The organism is Marinomonas sp. NPDC078689, assembly GCF_044542435.1.
Taxonomy (GTDB): Bacteria; Pseudomonadota; Gammaproteobacteria; order Pseudomonadales; family Marinomonadaceae; genus Marinomonas; species Marinomonas arenicola.
Map to the genome: position 1 here is coordinate 270,125 of NZ_JBITUJ010000003.1, position 16,957 is coordinate 287,081.

The following is a 16,957-nucleotide window of genomic DNA, read 5'->3' on the forward strand; positions in this document are numbered from 1 at the left end:
ACTTTTAAGGAATATAAAATGATCATCCTACACACTAACTACGGTGATGTTCACGTCGAGCTTAACTACGAAAAAGCCCCTAAAACAGCGAAAAACTTTGAAGAATACGTTACTTCAGGTTTTTATGACGGCGTTATTTTTCACCGTGTGATCAATGGTTTCATGGTTCAAGGCGGTGGTTTTGAGCCAGGCATGACACAAAAAGAAACACGCACTCAAATCGAAAACGAAGCAGATAACGGCTTGAAGAACGAAGTAGGCACACTGGCCATGGCTCGTACTATGGACCCACATTCCGCGTCTGCTCAATTCTTCATTAACGTTGCCGACAACGCCTTCCTTAACCACCGCAGCAAAACACCAGACGGCTGGGGCTACGCGGTATTTGGTAAAGTAACCGCAGGCATGGACGTGGTAAACAAAATCAAAGAAGTGAAAACCACCACAAAAGCAGGCCACCAAGACGTTCCTGCTGACGACGTGATTATCGAAAGCGCTGAATTGGTTAAAAACGAAGACTAATGATTCGTTATTTAATCTCGGATTTGCATCTTAGTGACAAACGCCCGGACTTGATCCGGGCGTTTGTTCAAATGATGGGTGAGCTAACAAACAAGCACCCGGACAAAGACGCTGAGCTGTATATCATTGGCGACTTTTATGAAGCCTGGATTGGGGACGATTACCAGCCTGATTGGAACCAACCTATCGAAGCCTGCCTTCGTCAGCTGTCTGATGCTGGCATCGCACTCTTTTTCATCCACGGCAATCGAGACTTTTTGATTGGTAACGAGTGGTGCCAGCGAGTGGGCGCAACCTTGCTGACTGAGCAAACGCTTATTCACTCTCCAACTCACCCAATCCTACTCACTCATGGCGATGAATATTGTCAGGAAGACACTGAGTATCAAACGTTTCGCACCATGGTAAGAACGCCAGAATGGCAGCAACAAATACTCTCAATGCCCCTTGAAAAAAGAATGGCATTGGCAGCACAGTTGCGCAATGACAGCAAAAGCATGTCGGCGGAAAAGTCTCAATACATCATGGATGTGACACCAAGCAGCGTACAAGAATCTCTGACTAGGAATCACACCAACGTCGTCATTCATGGTCACACTCACAGACCGGCGTTTCATATTAATGAGCATTACGCTCGCTGCGTACTGGGAGATTGGGACGATCAAATCTGGCTTGCTTACCTTGATGACACACAAGTTTGTCAATTGAGCTGCGAGGTAGACACCTTCTTAACCAAGGGGTTGAATGGGTTACAACCTGCCCATCACCTTACGCTTTAAGACATGCCAGCCACAAAAAAACCATTACATACACATGCAATGGTTTTTTTAATAGCGAAACCCGTAAAGCGTCATTCTAAGTGAATGCTACAGGTGCAATAACTCTTTTACCCATCCGGTATCAGCACTGTGCCGCGAACGACTGAACTCTAAACGCCGCTCATGAAGCATGGCCACCGCGCGAAAAAAAGCATTGTTCACCATCACAGGGCTCAACTCAATGCCATAATTACGCCACCAATAAAGCTGCGCTTTACTGGTCAGTAATTGATACAAAACATCCAGCTCAGCGGATCCCTGATAAGCACTGTCTAGATCGATAACATGTTCATGTTTCGCTATTTGTAACGCCAGCCAGTAAGTAACGTCTGGCAACTTATCGTTCATCTGCGCACCCATGTCGACCCCCTCCATTGTTGAGTTGATACTAATGATATTAGCAGCTAATCAAGAAGTTACCTTACAAAAACGTAACCTGCTCGTTTTATTTCGTAAGCAAACGAACTAGGCCTCTAAACGAGGTGGGCCACTGTGCATGCGAAAATCCGTATCTGGCTCAAGAATAAGCTTTTCCTCTAAGTCACGGAAAAACGCAATGCGCTCATCGATTGGCTCGCCGGCGTATTCTGTTGCCAGCGCAAGGTAATCTTCAAAGTGTCTGGCTTCGGATTTTAGCAATGAGATGTAAAATTTAGACAACTCCTCATCCAGATGGGGAGCAAGAGCAGCAAAACGCTCACACGATCTCGCCTCAACAAACGCCCCTACAATCATGGTATCAACCAGACGCGCTGGCTCATGGGTACGAATGTGTTTACGCAAGCCATCTGCATAGCGTGATGCCGTCAGATGATCATAAGCCACGCCGCGCTTGCGCATAATTTTATGAACTTGCTCAAAGTGAAGCAGCTCTTCACGGGCTAAACGGGACATTTTATGAAGCAAATTATCACGATCCACATAACGATACATCAAACTCATCGCCGTTGACGCGGCCTTTTTTTCACAATGGGCATGGTCATTTAACAGCAAAGTTTGATTCTCAATCGCCCAGTTCACCCATGCTTCAGGCGACTGGCAGGGAAGAAAATCAACAAGCTCTGGATACGCTGATAACATTACTCTACCTTTTCATCTTAAAAAACGAGATTATACTCTCTATTAAGCACTTAGGCAGCAACGTCTTGATTTGGATATCAAATTCGTAATGAATGAATTCTACGACATTAATAAATTAAAAATAGGCCAGCACGTTGGCGTTGAGTTAGACCCTTACGTGCTGAACTACCCCGCTTCCCAGCACAAATCCGCCTGGGTGGCCGACCATGGAGGCAGATCGTTTGTCGTACGCTTTTACGAACCTGGACGAGGAAAAGTAGAAGACTTCCTACAAAATTCACGCAAATACGCTGGCATTAAACACCAGGCCATCACGCCGAATTACCCACCCTTCTACTCTAAATTATGGGTGTTTTCTTGTTCTGCTGTGTGTGGCGGTGAAAATCTCTATAGCTTTTTAGGCAAATACCCAGATGGCGCGCCGCTTAATGTGGTCGTCAGTTTATTTGATAACATTGCCAAAGCGCTGGATCAGATTCATCAAAAAGGCCTATTTCACGGTCACCTTGACTTAAGCGCGATTCATGTTGTGAACGGCCTTGGCATTATGACTGGCTTGGGCGCCCACCATTGGATGGACAGGATCACAGACAAAGAGCTAGACCCTAGACTCTTTCCCCCTGAATACCAACGCAAAGCACAAAAAAGAACCCCAGCATCAGATCGCTTTAACTTTATGCGCATTCTTATGGCGGCGCTGCTTGGTGAATCCATTTTAGACAAGGACCTTCCTGGGGCGTTACCCAGCACTCACCCTTATTTGAGCGATGCCACCTGGAAGAAGCTTCAAAAATGGAGCAGAAAACACGATCGATATAGACCAAAGTCCTTACAAGAAGTCATGCGAACACTGCGTGCCAATCTTTATAAACCAGAACAACCTAAAGCCAAAGCAAGCCCTAAGCGACTTTCTTCGCACCCAAGGCGCACTCTTTATATCGCGCTTGGCCTGGTGGTCGCAGGCTCAGCAATTGCTGCTGTCTCATTATGGCCAGAAAACACCCCTAAACCAGCCGTCGCTCTCGCAGTGAAAAAAACTCCTAAGCAGATTGAAAAAGAACACTTTGAAGCGCTCCCTCAAGTTCTTGAAGAACCCTTGGCTTCAGGCGGAAAAGCCCCGAAAGTAGAGAAAATTGCCCCTGCAAAATTTCAAATGGGCGACCTACACAATCTAGGCGACGACAATGAGAAACCGGTTCATGAGGTCGACATTCCCCACGGCTTCTATATCAGTAAATACGAAGTCACCTTCGATCAATACGACCGTTTTGCCAAAGCAACGGGGCGAAAACTGCCGGCCGATAATGGCTGGGGACGACAAAAACGCCCTGTTATTAACGTCAGCTGGTACGACGCCAAAGCCTATACCGCTTGGCTATCTGAGCAAACCAACCAAGAGTATCGACTACCGACGGAAGTAGAATGGGAATATTCCGCACGGGGCAATGGCAACAGCGCTTTTTGGTATGGCAACTCTGTTAAACCAGGTTACAGTGTTTGTGACAGTTGCGGCAGCCAATGGGATGGGGTGTCAAGCGCACCGGTTGGCAGTCAGGCCAGCAATCCATTAGGCTTGTATGACATGCACGGCAACGTAGCAGAGTGGGTTGAAGACTGTTATCACGATTCTTACAAGGGCGCGCCAAGTAAAAATCAGATATGGTTATCAGACCAATGCAGCAGTCGAGTGATACGCGGCGGGTCTTGGTTTGACATTCCAAGAGTAGGACGAAGCTCTACTCGTTATCGCGCTGAACCGAACCTAAAGGCCAGCAACTGGGGCTTTAGAGTGGTTCGCATCATTCAGCCAGCAGCAAAGTCACCACAATAGAGGGCAAGAAAACACACCAAACGCAAGCAAAGGCAGCAAGCGGAGAAGGCGATTCTAAATCAGAATAATTCCGCTAAATGTCCCCTATTCTAAATTGTTATGGGGTTAATTGAGTCTTTCGCCCGTTTTTTATATAAAATAATTCAATAATAAAGCAGTGATTATCGTTTGGCTTAACGTTGAACACTCATTAAGGGTGGTTAAGCCTCCGCTTCAACACATCAACACACAGGGTTGATGTCGAAAACTAAGGGGAACTATTGTGTTAGAAGCATACCGTAAACATGTTGAGGAACGTGCAGAACAGAGCATACCTCCTACACCACTTAATGCAGAACAAGTTTCTGCCTTGGTTGAACTTCTTAAAAACCCACCAGCAGGTGAAGAAGAGTTTATTCTTGACCTTCTAAAAAATCGCATCCCAGCGGGTGTTGATGAAGCCGCTTACGTTAAAGCAGGCTTTCTTGCTGCCATCACCCAAGGCGAAGCAGCATCACCACTAATCACCAAAGAATTGGCAACTGAACTGCTTGGCACCATGCTTGGTGGTTACAACATTCAGCCATTGATCGCTTGCCTAGACATTGAAGAGCTTGCTCCTATTGCAGCCAAAGCACTGTCTCATACACTGCTTATTTTCGACGCCTTCCATGACGTTGAAGAAAAATCCAAAGCAGGTAACCCATTCGCGAAACAAATCATCCAATCTTGGGCGGATGGCGAATGGTTCACAGCGAAAAACAAATTGGCTGAAAAAATCTCCCTTACTGTCTTTAAAGTAACGGGCGAAACAAACACCGACGATCTATCTCCTGCGCCAGACGCATGGTCTCGTCCTGATATCCCATTACATGCCAACGCAATGCTTAAAATGGCTCGTGATGGCATCACACCAGATCTAGATGGCGAAATCGGACCAATCAGCAAAATCATCTCCCTAAAAGAAAAAGGCTTTCCTTTAGCGTACGTGGGTGATGTTGTTGGTACGGGTTCAAGCCGTAAATCAGCGACGAACTCTGTGCTATGGCACATGGGCGATGACATTCCGTTCATCCCTAACAAACGCGCTGGCGGTATCTGTATTGGTAATAAAATTGCCCCTATCTTCTTCAACACAATGGAAGACGCTGGTGCACTGCCAATCGAAATGGACGTTGATAAAATGGAAATGGGCGATGTAATCGACATTTTCCCATACGAAGGCGTTGTTAAAAAACACGGCACAGAAGAAGTCATCAGTACTTTCTCTCTAAAAACTCAAGTACTTCTAGACGAAGTACGTGCTGGCGGTCGTATTCCTTTGATCATCGGTCGTGGTTTAACAGCGAAAGCTCGTGAATCTCTAGGCCTTGGCGCAACAGACTTATTCACCGTTCCTGGTGCGATTGCTGAATCCACTAAAGGCTTCACACTGGCTCAGAAAATGGTTGGTAAGGCATGTGGTCTTCCAGGCATTCGCCCGAACACTTACTGTGAACCAAAAATGACAACCGTTGGTTCTCAAGACACTACGGGTCCAATGACACGTGACGAACTAAAAGACTTGGCTTGCCTTGGCTTTACGTCCGATCTAGTAATGCAATCTTTCTGTCACACAGCGGCTTACCCTAAACCAGTTGACGTAACGACTCACCACACTCTTCCTGATTTCATCATGAACCGTGGCGGTGTTTCTCTTCGCCCAGGTGACGGCATCATCCACTCTTGGTTGAACCGTATGCTACTACCTGACACGGTAGGTACTGGTGGTGACTCTCACACTCGTTTCCCTCTAGGTATCTCTTTCCCTGCGGGTTCTGGTTTGGTTGCATTCGCAGCAGCAACAGGTGTCATGCCTCTTGATATGCCTGAGTCTGTTTTGGTTCGCTTTAAAGGTAAAATGCAACCAGGTATCACACTACGTGACCTTGTTCATGCAATCCCTTACCAAGCAATCAAAGAAGGTCACTTGACGGTTGAGAAAAAAGGTAAGAAAAACGTTTTCTCTGGTCGCATCCTAGAAATCGAAGGTCTTGAACACTTAACCGCTGAGCAAGCGTTCGAATTATCCGACGCTTCTGCAGAACGTTCTGCTGCGGGTTGTACCATCAACTTGTCTGAAGAGTCTGTAGCTGAATACCTAAAATCCAACATCGTTATGCTACGTTGGATGATTTCTGAAGGTTACGGTGACCCTCGTACACTTGAGCGCCGCGCTAACGCAATGGAAGAGTGGTTAGCAAACCCTAGTCTAATGCGCGCTGATGCAGACGCTGAATACCACACAATCATTGAGATCGACCTTGAAACAATCAAAGAACCTGTTCTTTGTGCGCCAAACGATCCAGATGATGCACGTCTACTTTCTGATGTTCAAGGCGAGCACATCGATGAAGTCTTCATCGGTTCTTGTATGACAAACATCGGTCACTTCCGTGCTGCTGGTAAATTACTAGACGCAGCTGGCAAAGTGGTTCCTACCCGCCTTTGGGTTGCGCCACCAACCAAAATGGACGCTGAGCAACTAACCGCAGAAGGCTACTACAGCATCTTCGGTAAAGCTGGCGCTCGTATGGAAATGCCTGGTTGTTCTCTATGTATGGGTAACCAAGCACGCGTTGCTGAGAAGTCTACCGTTGTTTCCACTTCAACTCGTAACTTCCCGAACCGTCTAGGTAATGGCGCTAACGTATTCTTGGCCTCTGCTGAACTTGCTGCTGTTGCGGCATTGCTTGGCAAACTACCTACACCTGCTGAGTACCTTGAGTACGCAAACAAGATCAACAGCATGTCTTCTGAAGTTTACAAATACCTAAACTTCGACAAGATGGGTGAGTACGTTAAGAAAGCCAATACTGTTATTGCCACTGACGCAACGGCATAATCTTTGCCCCAGCGACTGATGCACTAACCGTAGCATAGTAAAAAGGCCTCATTTATATGAGGCCTTTTTTATTTGCGTCGCTCAATCTTAGAGCGGGTTACCCATGACAACAATCTCCACAGCAACACCCTCCACACCAAGAACAAGCCAGCGTCCATTAAGCCAATGCCTCTTCAAGCTTGCTCCTTATTAAGCGAGCACCTTATAAACCAGTACATTCATCTGCCCACGTTAAAAAACGCAGGCACAAAAAAGCCCCGCAACTGCGAGGCTACTCTTTATTTTCACTCCCTAAGGGTGATTACCTATAGAACTTCACGCTCTACCAGTTCGTTGAATTCGGCTTGCTCTTCTCGCTCTACACTACTCTCTACGTCTTGAGCATTAATCTGATGCTGACGGCCGGTGTGTTTTGCCTTATGTTTAACGAGTTGTTTTTCCAATTTACCTACCAACAAATCCACAGCTGGTTTCAATTGTTTGTCTGTTTTAACGGTAGCGAATAGATCATGACCAGGAATATGAACACTGGCTTCAACAATTAATTCATGAATCTCATGTTTCTCTGTATTTAGAATCACCTTAATACTGGTGATTTGATCGTTCAGACGAGTCAGACGATCCATTCTTTCTTTAACTAGCTCTTGTACTTCTTCACCAGACTGAACGTGATGACCACTAATATTCAATGTATACATAGAGAATTTCCTTTCGTTTTTGGAAAATTATTTTATAAACGTATTTTCTATTCCCTCCTCGTTTTGAACATACTAATAACCTATGGACTAATCGATCTAATTTCAATCCTTAAAATGTAAATACTTTCATAAGTTTGTTAAAAATCACCTAAATCATCCGAAAAACCCAATAATCGTTTAAAAAACAAACAAGTATAAACATCTAAACAATTTATAAAGGCACCTATTTGATCAAATAAAACACAGTCACACTCTTACTTTAGTCTAGGGAAGACATAAATAAAGGCTCTTTTTTCTTAGCCGCCAACGATCACCACCCTACATTGGGGTAAATTCAGACAACCAACCCGGTCAGCGATGACTCCCACCACCGTCAGATCGCTCAGGCGACACCCTAGGTCATGCCTGATCCAACCCTAACGGATGGCACACCACGACCAGAAAACGCCCTCACAAACGCTCAAGACGCTTACTAAAAAGAAAGAAGCAGAACCAAGAAGCAAGAACCCACTCAACCCCAAAAACAGTCACGAGGATACGAGAGTGCAACCCAAAAGGTCTCATCCCATAAAGTTCGCGCCACTTACTAGTCATTTAGCAGCCAGAAAAATCACTGTGAAAAATAGCAGACAAAAAAAACGCCCCCCTTAGGCAGCGTTTTATCATCAAACACCCTTTCTAGAGCAATTAAGCCTCAAGAAGAATGCGTAGCATGCGGCGTAGTGGTTCAGCAGCACCCCACAAAAGTTGATCGCCAACTGAGAACGCACTGATGTACTCAGGCCCCATGTTCAGTTTACGGATACGACCTACCGGCACATTCAAGGTGCCAGTCGCTACCGTCGGCGTCAATCCAGCCATGGTCGCTTCTTTGTCATTTGGCACAACATTTACCCAATCGTTATGCTCAGCCAACAAACCTTCGATGTCCGCGACTGGAATGTCTTTATTTAGTTTGATAGTGAAGGCTTGGCTATGGCAACGCATCGCGCCGATACGCACACACAAACCATCAACAGGAATAATAGACCCAGTATTACCAAGGATTTTATTCGTTTCCGCTTGAGCCTTCCATTCTTCACGGCTTTGACCATTATCAAGCTGAGAATCAATGTAAGGAATCAATGACCCAGCCAAAGGCACGCCAAACTGATCCACTGGCATAGTGTTGGAGCGCATTTGCTCAGCCACTTTACGATCGATGTCTAAAATAGCACTAGCAGGATCCGCCAATTCAGACGCAACAGAACTGTGCAACAAGCCCATTTGATTGATCAACTCACGCATATGACGCGCACCGCCGCCAGAAGCCGCTTGGTACGTCATGGAAGTCATCCACTCAATGTGACCTTTTTCAAACAATCCACCCAATGCCAACAGCATCAAGCTAACGGTACAGTTACCGCCCACAAAGGTCTTCACGCCATCTTTCAAGCCTTGCTTGATGACATTTTGGTTCACTGGGTCCAACACGATAATCGCGTCTTTATCCATGCGCAAAGAAGACGCCGCATCGATCCAGTACCCCTTCCAACCGGCATTACGCAACTGAGGGTAAATAGCCTTGGTATAATCCCCGCCTTGGCAGGTAATTATAATGTCCATCTTCTTCAGCGCTTCAATATCATTCGCGTCTTGAAGCAATGGAATGTCTTTACCAATTTCTGGCCCTTTTTGCCCCGTTTGAGAGGTGGTGAAAAAAATCGGATCAATGTGATCAAAATCTTTTTCTTCTCGCATACGTTGCATCAACACGGAACCAACCATTCCGCGCCAGCCGACTAAACCTACAGTGTGTTTTGACATGGTTATCTCTACCTTTTTTTTGTGGGGTCGCTCATACCAAGAGCAATATCCCGAGTTAACGCCTACTCATTATGGTTAGGCTTTAAGTACTGCTTCTAATGCAGTCAATACCGCGTCGCCCATGGCTTGCGTAGTGACTGTTTCACAATCTTGAGAAGCGATATCAGCGGTTCTTAACCCTTGATCAAGAACACGACTAACAGCGGCTTCAATCGCATCTGCGGCTTCTTTAGCATCTAAAGAATAACGCAACATCATTGCCACGGATAAAATCGTCGCAAGAGGATTGGCAATGCCTTGTCCTGCAATATCTGGAGCAGAACCATGACAAGGCTCATACATACCACGACCTTCAGCGTTCAAAGAAGCCGACGGAAGCATACCAATGGAGCCTGTTAGCATTGCCGCTGCGTCAGATAGAATATCACCAAACATGTTGCCAGTAACCATTACATCAAACTGTTTTGGTGCACGAACCAGTTGCATTGCAGCATTATCCACTAGCATGTGCGTCAATTCGACATCAGGATACTCTTTCGCAACTTCTTCCATGACTTCTTTCCAAAGCACTGTCACTTCAAGCACATTGGATTTATCGATAGAACACACGCGTTTGCCACGTTGACGAGCGGCTTCAAACGCTGAGCGAGCAATACGGCGAATTTCCGATTCACTGTAAACATAAGTATTGAAACCTTGGCGCTCACCATTTTCTAGCGTACGAATACCACGAGGCTGCCCGAAGTAAATACCGCCCGTTAACTCACGAACAATAAGGATGTCTAAACCCGCCACAATTTCCGGCTTCAAACTAGACGCATCCGCCAATTGTGGGTAAAGGATCGCAGGACGCAAGTTAGCAAAAAGCGCCAAGTTAGAGCGCAAGCCCAACAAGCCTTTCTCTGGGCGAACAGACATGTCTAGGCCGTCCCATTTTGGACCACCAACAGCACCCAGCAAAATCGCATCCGCGGCTTTGGCTTTCGTCAATGTCGCTTCAGGCAAAGGTGAACCTGTCTCGTCGTATGCAGAACCACCCACTAAAGCACTCTCGTGAGTGATGCCCAAATTAAATTGAGTGTTTACCAAATCAAGAACACGCACCGCCTGGGCTACGATTTCAGGACCAATACCGTCACCTGGCAATACCAATACATTTTTAGACATTACTTAATCCTTCATTCTTTTTACAGTAACGCCACAGGCTAGATAACACTAAACTCTGTGGCGTAAATTGATGTCGATAACGCTTGCCGATAAATACTCGGCGCATAAATACTATTGTTCGCGAGACAAAAACAGCCAAGGCGCTGCCGCCATGCGTTTCTCTTCAAAACGATGGATGCTGTCTTCTTGCTGAAGCGTCAGGCCGATATCGTCCAAACCATTCAATAAGCAATGCTTACGGAAGGTATCAACCAAAAACTCAAACACCTCACCCGATGGCGATGTTACCGTTTGAGCCTCAAGATCAACAACCACTTCAGCGCCTTCTTTTGCAGCCACTTCAGCAAAAAGTTGATCCACTTCTTCTGGCGCCAAGACAATTGGCAACAAGCCATTTTTAAAACAGTTATTGTAAAAAATATCCGCAAAACTTGGCGCGATCACAGAACGAAAACCGTAATCGTCTAATGCCCAAGGCGCGTGTTCTCGGCTCGATCCACAACCAAAGTTTTGGCGTGCTAACAACACACTTGCCCCTTGGTAACGAGGCATATTCAACACAAAATCTTCACGAACAGGGCGACCAGTGCATTCTTGGTCAGGCTGACCTTCGTCTTCATAGCGAAGTTCATCAAATAAATTTTTGCCAAAACCAGTACGCTTGATGGATTTCAAGAACTGCTTTGGAATGATCATGTCAGTGTCAACGTTGGCCAAATCCAAAGGCGCGGCTAACCCTGTGTGTTTCGTAAAAGGACGCATATACATTCTCCTTCTCTTCTAGAGAGAAATCCTAGTGTTTAACAAACTCGCTTACATCAACAAAGTGACCGGCAATTGCCGCCGCCGCTGCCATTGCAGGGCTCACCAAGTGAGTACGTCCGCCAAAACCTTGACGTCCTTCGAAGTTACGGTTTGAGGTAGACGCACAATGTTCACCTGCGCCTAATTTATCCGCGTTCATTGCCAAACACATAGAACAACCTGGCTCACGCCATTCCAAGCCAGCGGCTTCAAAAATAGTATGTAAGCCTTCTTTTTCTGCTTGCGCTTTTACCAAGCCAGAACCCGGTACTACGATCGCCTGCTTCAAGCTAGACGCTACTTTACGACCTTTCACTACGTCTGCTGCAATGCGTAGATCTTCAATTCGCGAGTTCGTACAAGAGCCAATAAAAACACGATCCAGAGTCACATCAGCCAAGGTCGTTTTGCCTTCAAGCCCCATGTATTTCCAAGCACGAGCGTAGCCTTCTTTTTTCACAGGGTCCGTTTGATCTTCCGCGCGAGGAATCGGTTCATCAATCGCAATCACCATCTCAGGCGAGGTTCCCCAAGTGACTTGTGGTTTGATGTCTTCTGACTTTAATACCACTACTTCATCAAACTGAGCGTCTTTATCGGACACCAAGTCACGCCAAGCTTCTACCGCCATGTCCCAATGCGCGCCTTTTGGTGCGTAAGGACGGCCTTTAACGTAGTCGATCGTTGTGTCATCCACGGCGATCAAGCCCACTCGTGCACCCGCTTCAATCGCCATATTACAGACGGTCATACGACCTTCCATCGACAAAGACTGAATGCCCGTGCCGCCAAACTCAATGGCATAACCGGTGCCGCCAGCGGTACCAATTGCTCCGATGATGGCCAACACTACGTCTTTTGCGGATACCCAAGGTGACAATTCACCATCGACTCGCACCAACATATTGCGGCTTTTCTTTTGTACCAAACACTGAGTGGCCAATACATGCTCAACCTCAGAAGTACCAATACCGTGAGCTAACGCACCAAAAGCACCGTGCGTTGAGGTGTGAGAATCCCCACACACTACCGTCATTCCAGGAAGCGTTGCACCTTGCTCTGGCCCAACAACGTGCACGATTCCTTGGCGAATGTCTTTCATATTGAATTCGGTGATACCAAATTCATTGCAGTTATCATCCAAAGTCGTTACTTGGATTTTAGACACTGGGTCTTCAATGCCATTCACGCCGTCAACACGTTCTTTTTGCGTTGTCGGTACGTTATGGTCTGGTGTAGCAAGGCTTGACGACACTCGCCAAGGCTTGCGACCAGCTAGTCTTAGGCCTTCAAACGCTTGTGGTGAAGTAACTTCGTGAAGCAATTGCAAATCGATATAAATCAATGCACTACCATCATCGCGTTGCTGAACAAGGTGGCTGTCCCACAACTTGTCGTAAAGGGTTTTACCTGACATAGCTTCTCTCCTAAATAACCTATTGCGCTATCCTAAAACTTTCGCTTAAATTACTCAAATTCATATTTTTCATGTTTTGGATAATTTTTTGGAATGATGGACATTGCAGAACTACTCACCTTTATAAAAGTGGCTGAAACGAAATCATTTTCAGAAGCGGCATTGCGCCTTTTTGTCACACAACCTGCGATTAGCAAACGGATAGCGGCGTTAGAAAGCACCCTTGGGGTTAAACTGTTTGATCGTATTGGCCGACAAATTATCTTAACCGAAGCCGGCACTCGCCTATTGCCTAAAGCCAAAAAAATCGCCGACGATTTGAAAGACATCCAGCACAGCATGACGCTGCAAATGGACGACGTAAGTGGTGAATTGAGATTGGCCACCAGCCACCATATTGGGCTAAGACGATTGCCAACCATTTTGAAGAAATTTCAGGTACGCTACCCACAAGCAAAGCTCGACATTGACTTTACGCAATCTGAAGAAGCGTATCAGCAGGTATTAAGGGGGGAGGTGGAAATTGGCATTATTACCTTGTCGAATAAAGACGACCATTTAATGGAGTCCATTCCAATTTGGTCTGACCCATTAACGTGCGTCGTCAGCCGCGACCATCCTTTAGCAAAAGTGAAGAACCTAGATTTGGCCGAGCTCGCAAACCACCCTTGCGTATTGCCCAATGAAAACACCTTCACGCGACAAATTGCCGAGCAAGTCTTTGGTAAGCAAGGCCTTAAACCGCAAGTCAGAATGAACACCAACCACCTAGAAACCTTAGCCATGCTGGTTAGCATCGGCTGGGGCTGGTCATTACTGCCTTCTACCTTAGTAGACGACAAGCTAATTGTGCTCAACCACCCTGACCTGAACGTGGAAAGACGGCTGGGGATCATCCATCACAAACAAAGAACATTAAGCCGCGCTGCACTGGCGTTTATTGAGTTACTGCAAACCGAAAGCCTCAACGTAGATGCTGACTCCCCCACAGAATAACCAACGCCAGCACACTGATGCTTGCGGCTATCGTAAAGACCCAAGCATCCCCTACCCATTCCCATAAATAGCCAGCCCCAACCATACCAAGCCCGCCACCAAGACCAATCGCAAACGCACTGTACATGGCTTGGCCTTGGCTGGCATAACGTTCAGGGAAAAGTCGTCGTACACGTTCAATAGACACCATATGAAACAACGCAAAAGTAATGCAATGAAGCATTTGCGTCAGTACCAGAACCCAAAGAATCTCAGCAAACCACCCCACCAAAAACCAACGAATCGCACCACACACAAAACACAACAGCATGATGTGAAATAAATGAAACTTCCTCACCAGGTTGCCACCAAACAAAAACAGCACAATCTCCATGATGACGCCCAAAGCAATCAACAAACCAATTTGCTGTCCGGTGTAACCCACACTTTCTAGGTGAACCGCAAAAAACACATTAAAAGGCGCGTGAGACATAAAAGACAAAAACGCCAACACAAAAAACAAAATAGATTCTTTCGCCCGCAATAAAGACACAAAAGACGCACTTTCTTTTTGCGGGCTGACGTCATACGCCTGTTCTTTAATAAAAAAGGTGGTGAGTAAGGTCAGCAGCAAATAACTGCACATAACCGGAATGACAATAGAGGGGCCAAAATGCCCGATCAAAAAACCCGTACTGGCGACCGCGATAACGTAACCAATAGAACCGCCGACCCGCAATCGCGTATAAGGCACATTTAAATTGCGAATACTGCGCACCGCCAATGCGTCTGTCATCGGAATCAAAGCGGAATAAAATAACGCCATGGCACACGTTAATAGCCACAACGACTCAAATTGATTGCTCCAATTAAAAGGAATAAGACAAAGAAAACAACCCAATACCGCCAGTTGCAGTACTTTTTTAGGCAGGCCGACTTTGGCCGTCAACCACCCCCAAAAATGTGGAACCAAGATGCCAGACAATGTAAATGTCGACATTAATCGGCCTATTTCTGAGGCACTGAGCCCAATCGACTTATAGTAAATCGAAATATAGGGCATCATGACGCCAATAAGACAACAAAAAAAGAAGTAGAAACCAAACAATGGCCACGCAATTGAGCGGGCGTTAGCAGCGAACATAATCATTCCAGTGAACCGCTTACTCTGCTCTAGCAAGGCAACAGAAAAAGCGTATTAAAAAAGACCATAGAATTATTCGGTTTAGGCACTGGTCGTGCATAAAACCTTGCATCAAAGTAAGAATGTACCATCATATTATTTAGCTAGCTTTACTTTAAATGAGGTCAATATGAAAAACAATTTGGATTGGTGGCGCGGCGCCGTCATTTATCAAGTGTATCCTCGTAGTTTTTATGATGCCAATAATGATGGCATTGGGGATTTGCCTGGGGTTACCGAAAAAATGGGCTACATCGCCTCTCTGGGAGTCGACGCTATTTGGCTGTCGCCCTTCTTCACCTCTCCAATGAAAGACTTTGGCTACGACGTTTCGAATTATTGCGATGTTGATCCTATTTTTGGCACCCTCGCGGATTTTGACTCTCTTATTGGTGCCGCTCATCAACACGGTTTGAAAGTCATTATCGACCAAGTCCTTAATCATACGTCTGACAAACACCCTTGGTTTGAAGAGTCCCGTCAAAGCCACGATAACGACAAATCAGATTGGTATATTTGGGCAGACGCCAAACCCGATGGCACAGTGCCGAACAATTGGCTGTCGGTCTTTGGTGGTCCAGCGTGGCAATGGGACAGTCGCCGTAAGCAATACTATTTGCACAACTTCTTAGACAGTCAGCCCGATCTCAACTTCCACAACCCAGACGTTGTTAGCACGTTATTAGATACCGTCGATTTTTGGCTACAGCGTGGCGTCGATGGCTTCCGTCTTGATACCTCAAACTACTTTTTCCATGATGTTGAGCTTAAAGACAACCCAGCAAAAGAACACGTTGTAGAAGGCGGTATTGGTGTTCGCCTCGACAACCCCTACGCCTATCAACAACACCTGTATGATAAGTCACAACCTGAAAACATTGCCTTTTTACAACAACTGCGCGCCCTATTGGACAAATACCCCAATACCACGACCGTAGGCGAAGTGGGTTGTGATTTCTCGTTAGAAACCATGGCGCAATACACCCAAGGCAATGACAAGCTTCATATGTGTTATTCCTTTGACCTATTGACTCACGACGCCTCAATGCGTCACATCCGACACACCATGGAAAGCATAGAAGCAGGCCTTGGCGATGGCTGGCCATGCTGGTCAATCGGCAATCACGACGTAGAGCGCGTTGCCACTCGCTGGGGCGGAGATCACAGTTGCGCCAACAAAAGCAAAGCTTTTATGGTGATGCTGCTGTCATTGCGTGGCAGTATTTGCTTGTATCAAGGTGAAGAACTTGGGTTGCCCGAAGCCGAGCTAGAATACGACCAACTGGTTGACCCTTATGGCATTAACTTTTGGCCAGAATTCAAGGGGCGAGACGGCTGTCGAACCCCAATGCCTTGGGAAAACACACAAGATGGTGGCTTTTCTCAATCCACACAGACTTGGCTGCCCATCGACTCTCGCCACTTGCCATTGGCCGTCGCTGAGCAAGAAGGCGACCGCTCTTCGGTGCTGCATGCATATCGTGATTTTTTACACTTGCGCCACGCACACCTTGAGTTGATTCATGGTGATATTGCCTTTTTGTATGATGATGAAACCACCCTCGCCTTCACCCGCACCTATCAAGACGACTCGCTTTATATTGCGATCAATACCTCAGAGCAAACCAAAATCCTTGTCCCTGAACTCTCGCTTAGCCCACTTGTTTTGGCGGAAGCACTGCCTGCAGGTTACCTAAAAAATCAACAGGTCATTTTGCCACCTTTCAGTGTATTGCTAGCACGCGTTATAAAATAAGTCTCAATAGAAGACCAAAAAAGGCCCTAATCTGTGT

General features: G+C 46.3%; 14 protein-coding genes. 6 read left to right on the top strand and 8 right to left on the bottom strand.

Annotated elements, in window-relative coordinates; genetic code table 11:
- Window positions 1-18 precede the first annotated feature (18 nt).
- A complete protein-coding gene (locus ACIGBN_RS07490) occupies window positions 19-522 on the top strand; it encodes a peptidylprolyl isomerase (protein WP_133003571.1) in 504 nt (167 codons plus the stop codon).
- On the top strand, window positions 522-1,301 hold the full coding sequence (locus tag ACIGBN_RS07495) for a UDP-2,3-diacylglucosamine diphosphatase (protein ID WP_396664572.1): 780 nt from the start codon (window positions 522-524) through the stop codon (window positions 1,299-1,301). The genes ACIGBN_RS07490 and ACIGBN_RS07495 overlap by 1 nt, the downstream gene beginning before the upstream one ends.
- 87 nt (window positions 1,302-1,388) lie before the next feature.
- Here ACIGBN_RS07495 and ACIGBN_RS07500 read toward each other — a convergent pair whose 3' ends face one another.
- Both ACIGBN_RS07500 and ACIGBN_RS07505 read right to left on the bottom strand, forming a co-directional pair.
- Complete coding sequence (locus tag ACIGBN_RS07500) at window positions 1,389-1,688, bottom strand: hypothetical protein (RefSeq protein ID WP_341567023.1); 300 nt, start codon at window positions 1,686-1,688, stop codon at window positions 1,389-1,391.
- 117 nt (window positions 1,689-1,805) lie between these two features.
- Window positions 1,806-2,420, bottom strand: coding sequence for a tRNA-(ms[2]io[6]A)-hydroxylase (locus ACIGBN_RS07505; RefSeq protein WP_396664574.1), 615 nt, complete (start codon window positions 2,418-2,420; stop codon window positions 1,806-1,808).
- A gap of 88 nt (window positions 2,421-2,508) precedes the next feature.
- Between ACIGBN_RS07505 and ACIGBN_RS07510 the strand changes: the two genes are divergently transcribed.
- Together ACIGBN_RS07510 and acnB are read left to right on the top strand one after the other, a co-directional pair.
- Entirely contained in the window at window positions 2,509-4,251 is a 1,743-nt protein-coding gene (locus ACIGBN_RS07510; RefSeq protein WP_396664576.1) for a formylglycine-generating enzyme family protein, read from the top strand.
- Window positions 4,252-4,513: 262 nt separating this feature from the next.
- Complete coding sequence (acnB, locus tag ACIGBN_RS07515) at window positions 4,514-7,114, top strand: bifunctional aconitate hydratase 2/2-methylisocitrate dehydratase (protein ID WP_133003566.1); 2,601 nt, start codon at window positions 4,514-4,516, stop codon at window positions 7,112-7,114.
- Between the two features lie 305 nt (window positions 7,115-7,419).
- Here the strand turns inward: acnB and hpf are convergent, their stop codons facing one another.
- The 5 genes from hpf to leuC all read right to left on the bottom strand — a co-directional run bounded on the left by hpf (window position 7,420) and on the right by leuC (window position 13,006).
- Window positions 7,420-7,812 (bottom strand): ribosome hibernation-promoting factor, HPF/YfiA family, encoded by a 393-nt coding sequence (gene hpf / locus ACIGBN_RS07520; protein WP_133003565.1) that lies wholly within the window; start codon window positions 7,810-7,812, stop codon window positions 7,420-7,422.
- Between the two features lie 687 nt (window positions 7,813-8,499).
- Window positions 8,500-9,618, bottom strand: a complete 1,119-nt coding sequence (asd, locus tag ACIGBN_RS07525; RefSeq protein ID WP_133003564.1) for an aspartate-semialdehyde dehydrogenase — start codon at window positions 9,616-9,618, stop codon at window positions 8,500-8,502.
- Between the two features lie 75 nt (window positions 9,619-9,693).
- Entirely contained in the window at window positions 9,694-10,785 is a 1,092-nt protein-coding gene (gene leuB, locus ACIGBN_RS07530) for a 3-isopropylmalate dehydrogenase (protein ID WP_133003563.1), read from the bottom strand.
- Window positions 10,786-10,896: 111 nt separating this feature from the next.
- Entirely contained in the window at window positions 10,897-11,547 is a 651-nt protein-coding gene (gene leuD, locus ACIGBN_RS07535; protein ID WP_133003562.1) for a 3-isopropylmalate dehydratase small subunit, read from the bottom strand.
- Window positions 11,548-11,578: 31 nt separating this feature from the next.
- Entirely contained in the window at window positions 11,579-13,006 is a 1,428-nt protein-coding gene (leuC, locus tag ACIGBN_RS07540) for a 3-isopropylmalate dehydratase large subunit (RefSeq protein ID WP_133003561.1), read from the bottom strand.
- A gap of 93 nt (window positions 13,007-13,099) precedes the next feature.
- On the opposite strand from leuC, the gene ACIGBN_RS07545 reads away from it, so the two are divergent.
- Window positions 13,100-14,002 (top strand): LysR family transcriptional regulator, encoded by a 903-nt coding sequence (locus ACIGBN_RS07545; protein ID WP_396664580.1) that lies wholly within the window; start codon window positions 13,100-13,102, stop codon window positions 14,000-14,002.
- On the opposite strand, the gene ACIGBN_RS07550 is transcribed toward ACIGBN_RS07545, so the two are convergent.
- Window positions 13,971-15,131: an MFS transporter gene (locus ACIGBN_RS07550; RefSeq protein WP_396664582.1), complete on the bottom strand. Its 1,161-nt coding sequence runs from the start codon at window positions 15,129-15,131 to the stop codon at window positions 13,971-13,973. The genes ACIGBN_RS07545 and ACIGBN_RS07550 overlap by 32 nt on opposite strands.
- A gap of 163 nt (window positions 15,132-15,294) precedes the next feature.
- Between ACIGBN_RS07550 and ACIGBN_RS07555 the strand changes: the two genes are divergently transcribed.
- A complete protein-coding gene (locus ACIGBN_RS07555; RefSeq protein WP_396664584.1) occupies window positions 15,295-16,920 on the top strand; it encodes an alpha-glucosidase in 1,626 nt (541 codons plus the stop codon).
- Window positions 16,921-16,957 lie beyond the last annotated feature (37 nt).

Bases quoted from the DNA above. Each gene is read 5' to 3' on its own strand.
- ACIGBN_RS07490 (WP_133003571.1), top strand. From the start codon at position 19: ATGATCATCCTACACACTAACTACGGTGATGTTCACGTCGAGCTTAAC.
- ACIGBN_RS07495 (WP_396664572.1), top strand. From the start codon at position 522: ATGATTCGTTATTTAATCTCGGATTTGCATCTTAGTGACAAACGCCCG.
- ACIGBN_RS07500 (WP_341567023.1), bottom strand. From the start codon at position 1,688: ATGAACGATAAGTTGCCAGACGTTACTTACTGGCTGGCGTTACAAATA.
- ACIGBN_RS07505 (WP_396664574.1), bottom strand. From the start codon at position 2,420: ATGTTATCAGCGTATCCAGAGCTTGTTGATTTTCTTCCCTGCCAGTCG.
- ACIGBN_RS07510 (WP_396664576.1), top strand. From the start codon at position 2,509: ATGAATGAATTCTACGACATTAATAAATTAAAAATAGGCCAGCACGTT.
- hpf (WP_133003565.1), bottom strand. From the start codon at position 7,812: ATGTATACATTGAATATTAGTGGTCATCACGTTCAGTCTGGTGAAGAA.
- asd (WP_133003564.1), bottom strand. From the start codon at position 9,618: ATGTCAAAACACACTGTAGGTTTAGTCGGCTGGCGCGGAATGGTTGGT.
- leuB (WP_133003563.1), bottom strand. From the start codon at position 10,785: ATGTCTAAAAATGTATTGGTATTGCCAGGTGACGGTATTGGTCCTGAA.
- leuD (WP_133003562.1), bottom strand. From the start codon at position 11,547: ATGCGTCCTTTTACGAAACACACAGGGTTAGCCGCGCCTTTGGATTTG.
- leuC (WP_133003561.1), bottom strand. From the start codon at position 13,006: ATGTCAGGTAAAACCCTTTACGACAAGTTGTGGGACAGCCACCTTGTT.
- ACIGBN_RS07545 (WP_396664580.1), top strand. From the start codon at position 13,100: ATGATGGACATTGCAGAACTACTCACCTTTATAAAAGTGGCTGAAACG.
- ACIGBN_RS07550 (WP_396664582.1), bottom strand. From the start codon at position 15,131: ATGATTATGTTCGCTGCTAACGCCCGCTCAATTGCGTGGCCATTGTTT.
- ACIGBN_RS07555 (WP_396664584.1), top strand. From the start codon at position 15,295: ATGAAAAACAATTTGGATTGGTGGCGCGGCGCCGTCATTTATCAAGTG.